This window comes from Novosphingobium sp. PhB57, from assembly GCF_004342985.1.
Taxonomy (GTDB): domain Bacteria; phylum Pseudomonadota; class Alphaproteobacteria; order Sphingomonadales; family Sphingomonadaceae; genus Novosphingobium.
Window position 1 is genome coordinate 37,129 of the sequence record NZ_SMBO01000005.1, and the last position, 16,339, is coordinate 53,467.

General features: G+C 67.7%; 9 protein-coding genes. 4 read left to right on the forward strand and 5 right to left on the reverse strand.

All coding sequences use genetic code 11. The features are described from left to right. Nucleotides 1–100 precede the first annotated feature (100 nt). Both EDF58_RS15680 and EDF58_RS15685 read left to right on the forward strand, forming a co-directional pair. Entirely contained in the window at nucleotides 101–757 is a 657-nt protein-coding gene (locus EDF58_RS15680) for a response regulator (protein WP_243654295.1), read from the forward strand. A gap of 58 nt (nucleotides 758–815) precedes the next feature. Continuing rightward, nucleotides 816–1,424 carry a M17 family peptidase N-terminal domain-containing protein gene (locus tag EDF58_RS15685; RefSeq protein WP_165921446.1) on the forward strand — a complete coding sequence of 203 codons (609 nt, stop codon included), beginning with the start codon at nucleotides 816–818 and terminating at the stop codon, nucleotides 1,422–1,424. A 6-nt stretch (nucleotides 1,425–1,430) separates the two neighbouring features. On the opposite strand, the gene EDF58_RS15690 is transcribed toward EDF58_RS15685, so the two are convergent. The 5 genes from EDF58_RS15690 to EDF58_RS15710 are packed head-to-tail and all read right to left on the reverse strand — an operon-like array spanning nucleotide 1,431 to nucleotide 12,465. Then, on the reverse strand, nucleotides 1,431–3,350 hold the full coding sequence (locus tag EDF58_RS15690) for an alpha-L-fucosidase (RefSeq protein WP_132267307.1): 1,920 nt from the start codon (nucleotides 3,348–3,350) through the stop codon (nucleotides 1,431–1,433). Between the two features lie 31 nt (nucleotides 3,351–3,381). Further along, complete coding sequence (locus EDF58_RS15695) at nucleotides 3,382–4,827, reverse strand: glycoside hydrolase family 125 protein (RefSeq protein ID WP_243654336.1); 1,446 nt, start codon at nucleotides 4,825–4,827, stop codon at nucleotides 3,382–3,384. A gap of 5 nt (nucleotides 4,828–4,832) precedes the next feature. After that, nucleotides 4,833–7,421 carry a glycoside hydrolase family 3 C-terminal domain-containing protein gene (locus EDF58_RS15700; RefSeq protein WP_243654296.1) on the reverse strand — a complete coding sequence of 863 codons (2,589 nt, stop codon included), beginning with the start codon at nucleotides 7,419–7,421 and terminating at the stop codon, nucleotides 4,833–4,835. After that, nucleotides 7,421–10,027: a glycoside hydrolase family 2 protein gene (locus EDF58_RS15705; protein WP_132267309.1), complete on the reverse strand. Its 2,607-nt coding sequence runs from the start codon at nucleotides 10,025–10,027 to the stop codon at nucleotides 7,421–7,423. The genes EDF58_RS15700 and EDF58_RS15705 overlap by 1 nt, the downstream gene beginning before the upstream one ends. A 2-nt stretch (nucleotides 10,028–10,029) precedes the next feature. Next, on the reverse strand, nucleotides 10,030–12,465 hold the full coding sequence (locus tag EDF58_RS15710; protein ID WP_132267311.1) for a family 20 glycosylhydrolase: 2,436 nt from the start codon (nucleotides 12,463–12,465) through the stop codon (nucleotides 10,030–10,032). A 185-nt stretch (nucleotides 12,466–12,650) separates the two neighbouring features. On the opposite strand from EDF58_RS15710, the gene EDF58_RS15715 reads away from it, so the two are divergent. Together EDF58_RS15715 and galA are read left to right on the forward strand one after the other, a co-directional pair. After that, entirely contained in the window at nucleotides 12,651–13,391 is a 741-nt protein-coding gene (locus EDF58_RS15715) for a GntR family transcriptional regulator (protein ID WP_132267313.1), read from the forward strand. Further along, nucleotides 13,388–16,318: a beta-galactosidase GalA gene (gene galA / locus EDF58_RS15720; protein WP_132267315.1), complete on the forward strand. Its 2,931-nt coding sequence runs from the start codon at nucleotides 13,388–13,390 to the stop codon at nucleotides 16,316–16,318. Before EDF58_RS15715 ends, galA begins: the two co-directional genes overlap by 4 nt. Nucleotides 16,319–16,339 lie beyond the last annotated feature (21 nt).

Genomic DNA, 16,339 nt, shown 5'->3' on the forward strand with positions numbered 1-16,339 from the left:
CTACGCTCTCCCGCCGCGCGATGGCAATTCCCCCCAAAAGAGGGGATTGCCCGTTGTGTTCACTTTGAACCATTTCTGCGCCGCCAGCAGGAGTAGTGCGATGATTCATGTGACAAGCGAAGCGATGCACGGTTGTGTGGACGAAGCCACCACCCGGGGACGCGTCCTGATCGTCGATGCCGATAGCGAAGCCCGCTCGCACCTTCGCTCGCTGCTGCGCGAGGAAGGCTATGCCGTGGAGACTTTCGCCTGGGCCGGGGCGCTGCTCGATCAGCCGCTGCCCGAGGCGCCCTGCTGCATCGTCGCGGACGTGCGCATGCCCTCGATCGATGGGCTCGAACTCATCGCCCGGCTGAAGAGCCGCAGCGAACCGATCCCGGTCGTCTTCGTCACCGACCATGCCGAAGTCCCGCTCTCCGTCCGCGCGATGAAGGCCGGCGCGGTGGACTTCCTGCCGCGCCCCTTCGACGAAGGCGACCTGCTGGGCGCCATCGACTATGCGCTGGAGATCGACACCGAGCGCCGCAGCGCGAACCGCACCCGGCACGCGCTGACGCAGCGCTTCGACCGGCTGACACCGCGCGAACGCCAGGTCATGGAAGGCGTGGTCCGCGGTCTGATGAACAAGCAGATCGCCTGGGAACTCGAAATCAGCGAGATCACGGTAAAACTCCACCGCTCCAGCCTCATGCGCAAGATGGAACTGCGTTCGGTGGCCGACCTCGTGCGTGCCTCTTTCTCGCTGTCCGTGCATTGACCGGCCGCCCCGGCTGTCTCAGGCTTCCCCTGCCCGGCAGCGACAACGGAGAGATACGGTGAATCTACGGAAGATCGGCGCGGCCTTCGGCACGTCCATCGACGTCGCGGCCTGGGACGCGGTCGGTGCCGAAGTCGACCTTTCCTGCGCCGGGATCTTCACCCGCGAGCCGGCAGGCAGCCTCACCGGAGGCCTGGCGCACCTCGACAAGGCCCTTCAGGGAAAGCTCCTGCAGTTGAGACGCGAAGGGCATTTCCGCGGCAGGCTCGGCGAATGCCTGCTGATCGCGGCGCCCCCGCAGCCCCTCGCGGCGAAACGCCTCCTGCTCGTCGGTCTCGGCGAGCCGGAGGGGTGGTCGACAGCCTGCCTTGAGGAGGCCGTGCGGGCAGCAGCGACATTCGCCCTGGCGCTCGGGGCAGACAGCGCCGCTTTCGCGCCCGGCATGCTTGACAGCGGCATCCCCGCGGCGGCCACCGCCGGCGCGCCGGGGCACATGGTGGACGGCCTCGTCTCGGCCTTGCGGTCGCACCGCCGGCTCCAGCAGCTCGGCCTGGCCGGGCCACCCGCCTTGCGCCGCTGGACTTTCGATGTCGGTGCGGCCCGGCTGGAGCAGGCGGCGCAGCAGTTCCAGGACAAACTCGCCGCGACTGCCGACACCGGGAACTAGGCGCGCCTATCGAGCCACGAAGCCGCCGATCCCGGCGATCGCCAGATTGCCCGCGGGAAGCGCCGTTTCCGCGAAAGTGAGCCGCAAGTAACGCGCATCCACCGGCTTGGCGAAAGCGATGCGCTGGGTGGCCAGGGCATAGGCGATATTGCCGAACTCTCCGGCTGCGGCCCGCGTCCAGGTCTTGCCGTCGCGGCTGGTCTCGGCAACGAAGCCCTTGGGCGGAGCGGCATCGGCCATGACCTGCCGCGATGGCGTCAGCGTGAAACCGGCCAGCGTACTGCGCGCGCCGAGATCGACAGTGACGCGCGCGGGCTTGCCGGTCTGGGGCGCGGGCTGCTTCCAGATCGTCGCCGCGTCATTGTCCAGCAGGCGCTCCGCGCCCGGCGCGCTGGCCGCGACGATCGACCACTTCGTGGAGTCGAGCACGGTGGGGTCGGTGGAGACGATCGGCGGCACGTCTACCGGCGCCGCGCTGGCGAACAGCGCAAATTCCGAGATGGCCGGGGCGGCGCTGCCTTCGAGCACGACCAGACGCACCCGGCGCGGCGCGATCGGCTGCGGCAGGCGGAGGATGCGCTGGGCACCGATGCATGCCTTCTCGGCAAGGCGCTGCCACTGGCCGTCGATCTCCGCCTCCACGGCGAAGCGGGTCACGCGGATGCCCAGCGGCAGATATTCGCGCAGGCGCACGACATCGAAGCGCGTTCCGGGCGCGAGGTCCAGCGTCAGTGTGGGCGTGAGCACGCCGTCGGGGGTGGACCAGTACGTCTCGCGCTGCCCGTCCGTGACATTGGCGGGCGCGACCCGGCCGCCGCGCGTGGCACTGGCATGGGCGACGCTGCCTTGCGCAAGGTCCTTCGCGAAAGTCGCGCGGATCGCATCGCCGAACGACTTCAGGATCTTTACGTCCTGGTCGGCGATCCGGCCCCGGCGATCGGGCGGCAGGTTCAGGTTGAGGTTGGTGCCGCGCCCCACGGATTCGTCGTAGAGGCGGATCAGGCGTGCCGGATCCTTGACCTTGGAATCCTCGTCGGCGTGATAGAACCAGCCGGGACGGATCGACACGTCGGTCTCGGCAGGCCACCAGATCTCGCCGCCGCGCAGGCCGGAATTGCCAGTCGCCTGCTCGTAAGGCACGTTGGGCATCGTCGGCCAACAGGGATCGCCCGCCACGCCGTCCTCGTTGCCGACCCAGCGGATATCCGCGCCGAGCGGGTCGAAAGTGCAGGCATCGGGCTGAAGCTCATGCACCAGCTTCACGATCGAGGGCCAGTTGTAATACTTCGGCGCATCGATCTTGCGCGCCTCACGCGCGCCGCCGTAGTAGCCGTCACCGCCGTTGGCGCCGTCGAACCAGACTTCGAACAGCTTGCCGTAGCGGGTGCAGAGTTCGGTCAATTGCTGGCGGTAATAGTCGATATAGGCCGGGCGGCCATATTCGGCGTGATTGCGGTCCCAGGGCGAAAGATAGACGCCGAACAGCATATCCGCCTTGCGGCAGGCCTCGGACATTTCCGCGACGATATCGCCCTTGCCCTGCTTGTAGGGGCTGTTGCGGATCGAGTGTTCGGTAAGCCGGGTCTGCCAGAGGCAGAACCCGTCGTGGTGCTTGGCGGTGAGGATGACCCCGCGCATGCCCGCCACTTTCGCCGCCGCGACGATCTGGTCGGGGTCGAAATCGGTGGGATTGAACCACTTCGGGTCCTCGTCTCCGAAGCCCCACTCCTTGTCGGTGAAGGTGTTCATGGCGAAGTGCACGAAGGCGTACATTTCATAGGCGTGCCAGTTCCACTGCCGCGGTGAGGGGACGGCGCCGGAGGGCTGAGGCGCAGCGGGCTCGCGCGCGGCCTGCGCAGCATCGGCGCCGAACGCGGCGGCCCCGACGGCGGAAGTGGCGAGGAAACGGCGGCGGGAGAAGTCCATCGTTCAGTCCCTTAATAACGACTGCCGCGCGTCAAAGCGGCGCGGAGAGCAGTTGCGGCCGGGTGTCGGCCAGCTTGACCAGGAGTTCGCCGAAGAGGCCGTTGGCCCAGGCGAACCAGTCGCGCGTGAATTTCGAGGGGTCGTTGCTGTCCACCGCCTCGTGGATGAAGCCGGTGCCCGCGTCGCTGTCGCGCAGCATGCGCAGCATGGCGCGGATCACCTGGTCGTCGCTGCTCGACAGCGCGCGCACGATCAGGCTCATCGGCCAGACTTGCCCCAGCCCGACATGCGGCCCGCCAATGCCCTCCACTTTCGATCCCCGGAAGAAGTAGGGGTTCGCTTCGGACCAGCAGGCCTCCGCCGTGACTTTCCAGAGCGGATCGCTGGCAGGCACGCATTCCAGGAAGGCGAGGCCCAGCAGCGAGGGGACATTGGCATCGTCCATGAACATCGCGTTGCCGAAGCCGTCCACTTCGTAGGCCCAGACCCGGCGCCCGTCCGGCAACAGCATCGTGCCCCATTGCCGCAGCGCCGCTTCCACTTCGTTCGCCAGAGCGCAGGCGTCGGCCGCCAATGCGCTATCTCCCCGCGCCTGCTCGGCAACGCTGGCCATCTCGCGCAGCGATGTCACCGCGAAGAGATTGGCCGGGATCAGGAACGGATAAGTGCAGGAATCGTCCGAAGGGCGGAAGCCGCAGTGGATCAGCCCCACCGCGCGGCTCGGCGCCCCCCAGCCGTCGAGCTGCATGGTCTCGGTCGGCCGGTTGCTGGTGCGCAGGAAGCGATAGGGGCCGGGCGAGCCCTTGCGCTGCTGCTCGCGGAAAGTGCGCACACAGGCGCGTGAGGCTTCGGCCCAGGTCTCGTCGAAGGGCAGCTTGTCCTGCGTCTGGCGCCAGTAACGGAAGCCGAGCCGCATCGCATAGCAAAGCGAGTCTATCTCCCATTTGCGCTCGGCGACGCCGGGCTTCATCTCGGTCTGGTCCTTCAGGGACCACGAGAGGTTCGTCTTCGCCGCGGGATCGCGCATGAAGGCGTTGGCGTAAGGATCGATCAGGATCGAGCGCGACTGGCGGGCGATCAGACCCCGGAACAGGGCAGTGAGCGCCGGGTCCTTGTTCACCAGATGGAGGTAGGGCAGCACTTGCGCCGTGCTGTCGCGCAGCCAGAGGCACGGGATGTCGCCGGTGATGACGAAAGCATCCGGGCGGCCGTCCACCGTGTCCATGTAGACCGTGGTGTCGAGCGTGTTCGGATAGCAGCCCACGAACATCGCGCGCAGCTTGGGGTCGGCGATCTTGCGCGAGACGCGGTCGATCTCCGCCTCCACCGCGCGGCTGACGTAACGACGGTCCGCCACAGGGGGGCGGCCTCCGCCTTGCGGCATGGGGATGGTCGCCGCGCGGGCCGTGGCCGGAAGGGCGAGCGCGGCGGCGCCTGCCATCCCGGCAAGCGTGCTGCGGCGATCGAGGTTCGTCATGCTTGTCACTTCGGCAGCTCCTGTGCCTGTCCGCTCAGGGTGAACTGCACCCATGCACCCGCGCCGTCACCCGGCTGTCCGCCGCCGATCCACACTTTGTAATCGCCCGGAACGACCCGGCGCGTGCCCCGGCGGTCCACGACCGAAAGGCTGCGCGGATCGATGGTCAGCGAGACTTCCCGCGACTTGCCCGCCGCCAGCGACACCCGCGTGAAGGCCGCAAGCTGGCGCTGAAGCACACCCTGCGTCATGATCGGATGCGGTTCGATCACGGGCGGCACGACATAGGCCTGCACCACTTCCTCGCCCGCCATGCCGCCGAGGTTGCGCAAGGTGGCCGTGACCGTCACCGGCTGACCCAGGGCGGGCGCGGAGACTTTGGCACCTTCGTAGCCGTAAGTCGTATAGCTCAACCCGTGGCCGAAGCCCCAGAGCGGCGTGCCGGTGAAGTAGCGATAAGTGCGTTCCTTCATCGAATAGTCGACGAATGCCGGCAGGTCGCTGGTGGACTTGTAGAAAGTCACCGGCAGGCGGCCCGAGGGGTTGTTGCGCCCGGCCAGCGTCTCGGCAATGGCAGTGCCGCCCGCCTCGCCCGGATACCAGGCCTCCATCACCGCATCGGCCATCGCAGGATCGATCGAAACCGCGCTGCCGCTCGTCAGCACGACTATCACCGGCTTGCCGGTGGCGTGGAGTGCGGCCAGCAGTTCGGCCTGTGGTTCGGGCAAGGCGATGTCGCTGCGGTCGCCGCCGACGAAGCCGGGCACTTGCACTTGCAGCGCCTCGCCTTCGAGATCGGGCGAAAGGCCCAGCACAGCCACGATGGCGTCGGCCTGCGCAGCCGCCTTCACCGCCTCCGCGCGCTGGATATCGGCAGGCGGCAGCCACATCAGGCGCAGGCCCTCGTCCTCGCCGTAGTGGTCGAGTTCAAGGCTGATCGGTTGCGGCGTGCCGTCCGATACGACGTCGAATTCGACCCGCTGCTTGCCGAGAACCCCGGCGTGGAGTGCCTTGTCGCCCAAGGTCAGGCGCACGTCGTCATGCCGCGTGCAGTCCTTCCAGCAGGCCGGAATGTCGAGCGCGAGGCGATACGTGCCCGGCCCCGGCGGAACCAGCGCGCCGGTCCAGCGCACCTTGAAGCCCTTGGCATCCAGCCCCTTGGGGGCGGTGCGCGTGAGGTTGAAGTCCACCCGGCGATCCTGCCGGGCCAGCACGCGCTTGCCGGACATGTCGAAATATTCGGCCTTCAGCCCCGGCTTGCCGTCCGCGACAAGCGCAGTTTCCGGCACGACCACCGGCGCGCCCTCGGCCAGTACCGAGCCTTGCGCATAAGCGACATTGGCCGCGCCGAACTGGCGGCGGATGCCTTCCAGCGGGGTCACGGCATCGGCGGCGGTGCCGTGGTAATTGGCCTCGATCACCGCGAGATCGTCGGCATTGGTGCCGATCACCGCGAGGCGGGTGCCGGCCTTCAGCGGCAGACGGCCGTTCTCGTTCTGGAGCAGCACCACCGACTTGCGCGCAGCCTCCAGCGCAAGCGCGCGGTGGGCGGGCGTACCGACCTCGGAAGGCTTGATCTTCGCCCACGGATTGCTTGCGCCGAAAGCGATACCGAGCTTGTAGCGGGCCTCCAGCGAGCGGGCGAGTGCGCGGTCCACTTCGGCCTCGCTGAGCAGGCCGCGCGCCACCGACTGGGTAAGCGCGGCATACGTCGTGCCGCAGTCGAAGTCGGTGCCCGCCTTGATCGACGCTGCCGAAGCTTCGGCAGCGTCATAGCGGTAATTGTGGAACATCCAGATGTTCGCCACGGCATCGCAGTCCGACACGACGAAGCCCTTGAAGCCCCAGTCGCGGCGCAAAGTGCCGTTGAGCAGCGCATCGTCAGCGCAGACGGGCACGCCGTGCGTCGAGTTGTAGGCGCACATCAGCGAGAGCGGCCTAGCCTCGGTCACCGCCTTGCGGAAGGCGGGAAGATAAGTCGCCTCGCGGTCCTGCGGGCTGACGTCCACGTCGAAACTGTCACGCCCGGCCTCGGGGCCGGAGTGGACGGCGAGGTGCTTGGGCGTGGCGATCACGCGGGGGTGGAGCGGGTCCGGCCCTTGCAGGCCCTTGATGAAGCCCACTGCCAGCGAGCCGGTGAGGAACGGGTCCTCGCCGTATGTCTCCTGGCCCCGGCCCCAGCGCGGGTCGCGGAAGATGTTGATATTGGGCGACCAGATGGTCAGGCCCTCGTAGATGCGCCGGTCGGCATTCACGGACTTGGCATTGAACTTTGCCCGCGCCTCGGTGGAGACGACGGTGCCCACTTGCTCCATCAGCGCCGGATCGAAAGTGGCGGCCAGGCCCACGGCCTGCGGGAATACCGTGGCGACGCCGTTGCGGGCGAGGCCGTGGAGGCCCTCGTTCCACCAGTCGTAGGCGGGCAATCCCATGGCCTTGGCGGCAGGGGCGGTGCTCTGGAGCTGGTCCGCCTTTTCGGCGAGATCGGCTTTGGCGATGGCGGCAAGCACGGCCTGATCGGCCTCGGCCTCCTGCGCCGCGACCGGCGGCGCGGCCAGGACCATGGCGAGCGTGATCGGGAACAGGGCCTTCATCACTTTTCTCCCGCCAGAGTACGCAGCACCAGCGCCTTGCGCAGAGCTGCCGCATCGGCCTTCGAGCTGATCTCGATCCGCAGGCTTTCGCCCGGCAGCAGATCGAAGCCATTGTCCGAGGCCCTCGCATCCACCGCGCCGAAATCGAGCATGACCGCGCGGGCCAGCGCCTTGGCGGTGATGGTCACCGCCTTGCCGTCCCAGGTGGCGGAAAGGCCGGGCGCGGGATAGGCCATGGCCTTGGGCAAGGCGCGCTCGACAATCTGGCGCGAGACGGTCTTGCCGCCCACCACCAGTTCCGCCACCGCATAGCTTGCCTCTGCCGGAGCGCTCGCGAAGACTTGCGCGTCCGACACATCGGGAACGGCAGTGGCGGTCGTGGGAGCCAGCGTCACCGCCCCGCCCGCTTCGCCAAGCTTCGCGCCGTCCATGCCATAGCCGGTCAACCGCCACTCCGCCGCAACGGGGCTGGTCGCGTCCGACGCGAAGCTGACCCTGGTGGCGTCCTGCTTGTGCTCGGCTACCACCACCTGCGGCGCGAAGAAGCGCCGCGCCGCATAGTGCAGCAGCTTCCAGCGCCCGTCATAGTCCACGCTCGCCCAGGAGATCGAGGGCCAGACGTCGTTGAGCTGCCAGTAGAGCGAACCCAGCGTCACCGGCGCGCAGGCACGGTGATGGCGGGCGGCAAGGTCTATGGCCTGCGCCTGGTTCACTTGCGTCAGGTAGACGAAGTCCGCCAGATCCTTCGCGGGACGCAGCCGGGCGTCGAGGTAGAACCTGAGGCGCTCGTTGCCCTCGCCCGCGAGGAACTTCTGGTGCGCCTTCATCACCGGACTGTCCGGCGCCTCAGCCGCATCGCCCGCGAAGCCGCGGATCGTCGCCATCACGGGCATCGCCTGGAAGCCATATTCCGACATGAAGCGCGGGCAGGAGAGCGTATAGTTCTCGACCGGCTTGGAGCCCGACCAGACATCCCAGAAATGGCGGTCGCCTGCACCATCGGTATCGACCGGGCCTTCGTAATCGGTCGAAGGCGAGCCCGGCCAATAAGGCGTCGTCGGCGCGTGATCGCTCACGGCGCCGCGCAACACGCGGTCGAACAGCACGGTCATGGAAGTCGCCATGCGCTCATGCTCGTCGGGGCCGACGGCCTTTTTCCAGGCCTTGCGGTCGCTCCAGGTCTCCCAGCCGGACAGCACTTCGTTGCCGCCCGCCCAGATGACGATGGAGGGGTGCGATCCCAGCCGCTCGACCTGCTGATCGGCCTCGATCCGCACGTTTTCGCGGTAGGCCGCATCGGCGGGCGGCAGCGCGCCGCCGAACATGAAGTCCTGCCAGACCATCAGGCCCATGCGGTCCGCCATGTCGTAGAAGCTGTCCGGCAGATAGTAGCCGCCACCCCAGACGCGGATCATGTTCATGTTCGCCGCGAGGGAATCCTCCAGCAAGCCGCGCATCTTCGCGTCGGTCACCCGCGAGGGGAACATGTCGAAGGGAATGAGGTTCGCGCCCTTGGCGAAAACGGTCACGCCATTGACGCGGAAGCCGAAAGCGCCGTCTCCGCGCACGAGTTCGACATCGCGCAGGCCCAAGTTGCGCGCTGCCTTCGATCCGGCGCCCGCGCCCGAGGCGATCTCGCCCGAGACCTTGTAGAGCGGCTGATCCCCGTAGCCAACCGGCCACCAGCGCTTCGGCGCGGTAACGGTCAGCGGCACGGTGACGGTGCTTGCGCCCGCATCGAACGAAGCCTCGCGCGAAACCGGCGCCAGCGCCTGCCCGTCCGGCCCGGTCACGCGGGCGGTGAACTGCGCCCTGCCCGGCTTGTCCGCCACCACGCGGAACTTAGCGACCAGCCGCGCCTCGTCCTTGCCGAGCGCTTCCTGCACCACTTCGAAAGCGCCAAGCCGCGCCTCGTCCCAGGCTTCCAGGCGCACCGGCCCGGAAATGCCCTGGTTCACGATGCGCGGGCCCCAGTCCCAGCCGTAGTGATACTTGGCCTTGCGGATATAGGCGGAGGTCTGCTTGCCCTTGGGCTCATCCCCGAAGGCGGAATCGTATTCGCCCGGCAGCGGATGGGCCTCGGCCAGTACCATCGGCTGCAAGGTGCGGATCGGCGAGGCGAAGTGCACGCGAATCTCGTTGCGTCCCTGCTTCAGGAAGGGCTTGGCCGCGACGCGCCACTGCCGGTGGCCATTATCGGCCTTGAGCACCTGCCGGCCGTTGATGAACACGGTCGCGAAAGTGTCCAGCCCGTCGAACACGAGGTCCAGGTGCCCGCGGCTCATCGACGCCGCGCTGACGTCGAGCGTGCGGCGCAGTTCCCAGTCGGTCAGGCCCGCCCACTGGATCGCCGCCTCGTTGGTGCCAAGGAAGGGATCGGGTACCTGCCGCGCGGCGATCAGGTCCTGCTGGACCGTGCCGGGCACTTGCGCCCGAAACCAGCGCGCCGCCTTGGGATGCGCCTTGCCGGCAGCGCTGTCGCTCGGCGCGACGCGGACCTGCCAGCCCTCGTCCAGGGCCGTCTGGCTGGGGGGAGCGGCCAACACGGCCGCAGAAGCGCCGGCCAGCCAGATGGCCAGCGCACCCTTTGCGAATGCTCTTGCCATGCTCACTTCACCTTCTCGCCATAGACGACCTTTTCCACCGCGTAGAACGGATCGGAAAGCGGCGAGGTGAACTGGAAGCATACATCGGCCTCGTCCTTGAGTTCCGGCCGGTCCGGCAGGTTCGCGGTGAAAGTGAACTGCTGCGGCGACGTCTCGGGATCGGGCAGCGGGAATGCGGCGAGGACGGTTGCTCCGGGCATCGGCGCATGCTCCTTCTGCTTGCGATCGGCAGCCTTCTCCGCCGCGCGGCAGCCCGCGCTGATGACGAGTTCGCCGTGCGTCGTCACCGCGATGTGCCCGATCAGCGCCGAAGCATCATGCGCCAGGCCGTAGTTGCGCGGCAGGCGCGCGACCGAGACGGTGATCGACTTCGCATGGGCGAGCGGCGCGTGATCGTCCGCCTGGCAGGTGTCGAAGATGTTGACGTTATAGGCCGGGCCATTGCTCGTGGCATCGGCCGAGAGCGGCACGCGCAGGCCCTGCGCGCCGCGCGGGCAGGCCGTGAGCATGGAGGCGGTGGAAGTCAGCAGCGTCTCGCGCGCGGTATCGTAGCGGCGCGGCGCGGAAAGCCGGGTGCCGTCCGGCGCGAAGCTGGCGGCGGTGACGACCGTGCCCGGCTTCACGGCAAGCGGCCTGGCATAGGCGGGAGACTTCGCCCCCGGTTCCTTGCCGTCCAGCGTATAGCGGATCGTGCCGTAAGCGGCCTGGTTGGCCAGCGACACGCCGATACGCGCCGCCTCAAGCTGGGCGCCGCGCGTCTGGGAGGGGGTGAAGGCAACACCGAAGGCGCTGTCGGACACTTCGAAGCCGCCCTGCTTCCAGCGCTGGATCTGCGGCGTCAGGCGCGCGAGGAAGCCCGGATAGTCCTTCTCTCCCGCGACCTGCGGCGACCATGCGGTCTCGGCAATCGCGCCCACGCGCGGGAACAGCTTGTGCTGCAACTGCCAGGGCGTGACGATATATTCGCTCCAGGCATTGCCCTGCACGCCCAGGACATGCTTCGACTTGGCCGCATCGATGCCCTTGGGCATCGGATCGTAGCGATAGACCGCTTCCATCGTCTGGATCGAGATGCGCCCCGGCGCCTCGTCCGGCAGGGTCGATTCCAGATTGTCGAGATAGAGGTTGGGCGCGGGCGAGAGCACCACGTCGTGCCCGGCATTGGCCGCATCCACCGCGCCCTGCTCGCCGCGCCAGCTCATCACCGAGGCGGAGGCAGGCAGGCCGCCTTCCAGGATCTCGTCCCAGCCGATCAGGCGGCGGCCATGCTGCGCGAGATATTCGCCGAACCGGTCGATCATCCAGCTCTGCATCTCGTTCTCGGTCTTGATGCCCAATTTGCGCATCTGCGACTGGACTTCGGGCGAACGCTCCCACTGGTCCTTCACCGCCTCGTCGCCGCCGACGTGGATGAACTGCGAGGGGAAGACGGCCATCAGCTCGTCCAGCACGTTGCGCACGAACGTCATGCCGCCATCGTTCGGATTGAACAGCCAGGGATTGACGCCCCAGTCGTGCGACACGGCCGGACGGTCGCCCAGAACGCCGAATTCGGGATAGGAGGCGACCAGCGCCTGGGCATGGCCCGGCAGGTCGATCTCCGGGACCACGGTAATACCGCGCTCTGCCGCATAGGCGACCAGCGCCTTGAGCTGCTCCTGGGTATAGAAGCCGCCGTGCTTCGGGCCGGGACCGCCGCCGGTATCGGGCGGCAGGCGCCATGCGCCGATGCGGGTGAGTTCGGGATAGCGCTTCACTTCGAAGCGCCAGCCCTGGTCGTCGGCGAGGTGGAAGTGCAGCGTGTTGAGCTTCACCTCCACCATGCGGTCGACGATGGCATAGACGGATTCGATGGGCTGGAAGTGCCGCGAGGGGTCCACCATCACCCCGCGCCAGGAAAAGCGGGGCGAATCCTGGATGGTCAGCACGGGGACCGAAACGGCCTTGCCGTCCGCGCCCGCGTGGGGCGTCAAGAGTTGCAGCAGCGTCATCGCGCCGTAGACGAAGCCGGACTTGGCCGATGCCGAAATGACCGCGCCCTTCGGCGTGATCCGCAGCCGATAGGCCTCGGCGCCGGCGATCCCGGCATCGCGCTCGAAACGGACGGGCGCGGCCGGCGAAGCGGACTCCGCCGCGGCGAGCACGAGGCCGCTGGCGCGCTTCACATGATCTGCCAGGAGCTTTGCGGCCGCAGCCGCGTCGGCATCACCGGAGGGGATGGCGATCGCCGATCCCGATGCGACCAGCAAGGTCCCCTGCCCCTGCTCGACCGATGCGGGCCAGGGCGTGAGCGCCGGTGCGGAAGGAGATGCAGCGGAGCCAGGTGCCGCGAGGGCCGGAGCCGCCAGAGAGAAAGCCGCCAGGGAGAATGCCGCCGCCAGGATCGAGGCACCTGCCGCGCTGCTGCCGCGCACGCGCCGATAACCCCTTGCCGTCATGCCCATACCTGCCCCTCATTTTCTTGTGACCAGAGCAGGCAAGGTAACCAAAATATATCCTTTATCGCAATAGGTCTTATCCCATTCCTGCGAATTGACCTTGAACTGCGACAATTTACTGCGATTGTCACCCCAACATGACCAATGTAAAGCCATTCCCAGAGAATGGGCCGAAGGGGGATCGAATGTCATTTTCCGACCGGATTGGTCGTCTGCGCGAAGACAACGCCGCACCGCTGTATATCCAGCTCCAGCAGCTGATCCGCGATGCCATATCCGAAGGCGTGCTCAGTCAGACCGAGGCGATCCCGCCGGAACGCAACCTTGCCATCGAATACGATGTCTCGCGCATCACCGTGCGCAAGGCGATCGCCGGTCTGGTCGAGGAAGGCCTGCTGACGCGGCGGCGCGGTGCGGGAACGTTCGTGGCCTCTCGCGTGGAAAAGAGCTTTTCCAAGCTGACCTCGTTCAGCGAGGACATGGCCGCGCGCGGCAAGCGCGCGTCCAGCGCCTGGGTTTCGCGCATGACCGGCCCGGTCAATCCCGAGGAATCGATGGCGCTGGGGCTTGCCCCCGGAAGCACCGTCCTGCGCTTCACCCGCATCCGCTATGCCGACGACGAGCCGCTCGCGCTCGAAATCTCGACGATTGCGGGATATTGCCTGGCCAGCCTCGATGTCGTGGGGGACTCGCTCTATGCCGCGCTGGAAAAGAGCGGCAACCGGCCGGTCCGGGCGCTCCAGCGGTTGCGCGCGGTGCCCTTCGGCGCCGAACACGCCAAGATGCTGGGCGTGGAATCCGGCCATGCCGGCCTGCTGATCGAACGGCACGGCTTCCTGCGCGACGGGCGCACGGTGGAATTCACCCGCTCCTATTACCGCGGCGATTCCTATGACTTCGTTGCCGAGTTGATCGAGGGTTCATGAAAAGACGCGAATTGCTGCTGCGCGGCGCCTCCACCGGCGCCGTCGCGACCCTGCTGCCTGCCCTTTCGACCTCAAGCCTTGCCGCGCCCACACCGCAATTCGGACCGGGCATGCCGGACGGGCTGCCGATGCCCCCGCCTCTTGCCGGACCATCGCCGCGCCTGCCGGAAACCGACCCCTCGCGCACCCTGCTCGAACGCGGCTGGCGCTTCCACGAGGGCGAGGTGGCGATTGCCGAACCGGCCGATCACAATGCCACTTACCTCTCGGTGAAAGCCGGCAACGCGCGCGGCGCCGCGGCCCTCGCTTTCGACGATTCCGACTGGCAGGCGGTCGATCTCCCGCATGACTGGGCCATTGCACAGGACGTGCGCGAAAGTGCCAATGTCTCGCAAGGCTACCGTCCGCGCGGCATCGGCTGGTATCGCCGCCTGCTGCGGCTGGACAAGAGCCAGAAGGGCCGCCGCCTCGAACTCCATTTCGACGGCATCGCCACGCATGCCACGATCTGGGTGAACGGCAGCGAAGTGGCGCATTCCTGGTCCGGCTACAGCAGCGTGATCGTCGATCTCACGCCTTTCGCCCGCTTCGGGGACGAGTTGAACTGGATCGCCGTGCGCGTCGATGCCACCGCGCGCGAGGGCTGGTGGTACGAAGGCGCGGGGCTCTACCGCCATGTCTGGCTGGTCAGTCGCCCTGCCGTGTCGATCGAGACGGACGGCGTCTATTGCGACCCGGTCCATCAGGATGACGGCACATGGCTCGTGCCCGTCCAGGTCAGCCTGAGCAACGTCGGCGAGAACATGGCCGAGGCGGAAATATCGACGCGCCTGCTCGATCCCGACGGCCGGGAAATCCATCGCACGGGAGGCCGGATCTCGGTTCCCCCGCTCGAACAGGCCCAGGTCGTCAACAGGTTCGATCCCGGCACGGTCAAGCTCTGGTCGCCCGACAGCCCGGTGCTCTACTGTATCGAGGTGGACCTGCTGCACGACGGAGAGGTGGTCGACACCCGCCGCCAGTTCATCGGTTTCCGCACCGTGCGCTTCGATCCCGCGCGCGGGATGGTGCTCAACGGCGTGGAGACCAAGCTCAAGGGCGTCTGCATCCACCAGGACCATACCGGCGTGGGCACGGCGATCCCGGATGCGCTGGCGCTCTGGCGCTTGCAGCGGCTGAAGGCGATGGGCTGCAACGCCATCCGCATGTCGCACAATGCCCCCGCCAAGGAAGTGCTGGACTGGTGCGACCGACTGGGCTTCGTCGTCATGGGCGAGAACCGCCTGTTCAACCCCGCGCCGGACTATCTGGCACAGCTCGAATGGATGGTGCGGCGCGACCGGAACCATCCCTCGATCGTGCTCTGGTCGGTGTTCAACGAAGAACCGATGCAGGGCACCCATGCCGGCGTCGAGATGGTGCGCCGCATGCGCGCCGCCGTGCGCAAGCTGGACAGGCAGCGGCCGGTGACGGCGGCGATGAACGGCTCGTTCTACAACCCCGAGAACGTCTCCTCGGTCGTCGATGTCATGGGCTTCAATTACTACCAGGGCGACTACGACAAGTTCCACGCCCTGCACCCCGACAAGCCGATCACCAGTTCCGAAGACACCAGCGCCTATGAAACGCGCGGCGCTTTCGGGAGCATCCCGGCGCAGCAGGTCATCACCTCGTTCGACAAGGAAGCCGCCTCCTGGGGCGCCACTCACCGCGACACCTGGAAGATGATCGCCGAGCGGCCCTACGTGGCCGGCGGCTTCGTCTGGACCGGCTTCGACTACCACGGCGAGCCTACGCCTTACGCCTGGCCCACGGTCAGCAGCTTCTTCGGCATCATGGACCTTTGCGGCTTCCCCAAGACCGCCTTCGGCATCCATTCGGCCCACTGGCGCGACGATGCCCCGGTGATCTGGCTGGCCCCACACTGGACCTGGCCCGAATACGAAGCGCCGGGCCGCGAAGGGCAGACGCTGGAGGTCTTCGCGATCACCAATGCCGAAGCCATCGAACTGCGCCTAAACGGGGAAGTGATCGAGCGCGTCCCCGCGGCCGACCGCATCATGGGCCATACCTTCCAGGTGCCCTACCGCCCCGGCCGGATCGAGGCGGTGGCCCTGCGCGGCGGCAAGGTCGTGGCCCGAGCGGTCCACGAGACCACCGGCGCCCCCGTGGCGCTGCGCCTGACGCCCGCCCGACAGGCCCTGGCCAGCGACGGCGAGGATGTGCAGGCGATCACCGTGGACTGCGTCGACTCCAGGGGGCGCCACGTCCCCACCGCCAACCTGCCGGTGGACTTCACGATCTCCGGTGGGCGGATCATCGGCCTCGGCAACGGCAATCCCAACGACCATGCCAGCGAAAAGGGCAGCAAACGCGCGCTCTTCAACGGCCTGGCGCAAGTCATCGTCGAGGGTGATGCCAGCGGCCGCCGCCTGACGCTGGAGGCCCGCACCGCCGGCCTGCGTCCGGCCCGCCTCGCGCTGGCCCGCGCGCCGCGGGCGCCGCGCCCGCAAGTGCCGCCGGTGCCGGCCGAAATGCCGATCACCGACTGGCGCCGCTCGGCCAGTTTCGCGCAGAAGCCCGATCCCGCTTTCGCGCCCGTGGATGGCGACAACAATTCCTGGGACTTCGTGCGCTCCGGCATCGCCGCACCTGCCGGCAGCAGCGGCTGGCGCAGTTACCGCACCCGCTTCACGCCCTGGCGCAAAGTCGCGGGCGAAGGCGGAACGCTCCACTTCGCGCAGATCACGGGAACGGCCGAAGTCTGGCTCGACGGAAAGCTCGTCGCCCGCAAGACGGATGCCGCACCAGCAGCCCTGAGCGCGCCCCTTTCCGCCGGCACCGGCGCGCGCACGCTGGTGGTCCTGATCGAGGCCGCGCAAGGCGCCGCGAGCGGGCTGACCGGCAGGGTCTACGTCTCCGCCTGATCCAGGCGCCGCCCTTTGATC

Coding starts and splice junctions, on each gene's coding strand:
- EDF58_RS15690 (WP_132267307.1), bottom strand. CDS start 3,350: ATGGACTTCTCCCGCCGCCGTTTCCTCGCCACTTCCGCCGTCGGGGCC.
- EDF58_RS15700 (WP_243654296.1), bottom strand. CDS start 7,421: ATGAAGGCCCTGTTCCCGATCACGCTCGCCATGGTCCTGGCCGCGCCG.
- EDF58_RS15680 (WP_243654295.1), top strand. CDS start 101: ATGATTCATGTGACAAGCGAAGCGATGCACGGTTGTGTGGACGAAGCC.
- EDF58_RS15695 (WP_243654336.1), bottom strand. CDS start 4,827: ATGACGAACCTCGATCGCCGCAGCACGCTTGCCGGGATGGCAGGCGCC.
- galA (WP_132267315.1), top strand. CDS start 13,388: ATGAAAAGACGCGAATTGCTGCTGCGCGGCGCCTCCACCGGCGCCGTC.
- EDF58_RS15705 (WP_132267309.1), bottom strand. CDS start 10,027: ATGGCAAGAGCATTCGCAAAGGGTGCGCTGGCCATCTGGCTGGCCGGC.
- EDF58_RS15715 (WP_132267313.1), top strand. CDS start 12,651: ATGTCATTTTCCGACCGGATTGGTCGTCTGCGCGAAGACAACGCCGCA.
- EDF58_RS15710 (WP_132267311.1), bottom strand. CDS start 12,465: ATGACGGCAAGGGGTTATCGGCGCGTGCGCGGCAGCAGCGCGGCAGGT.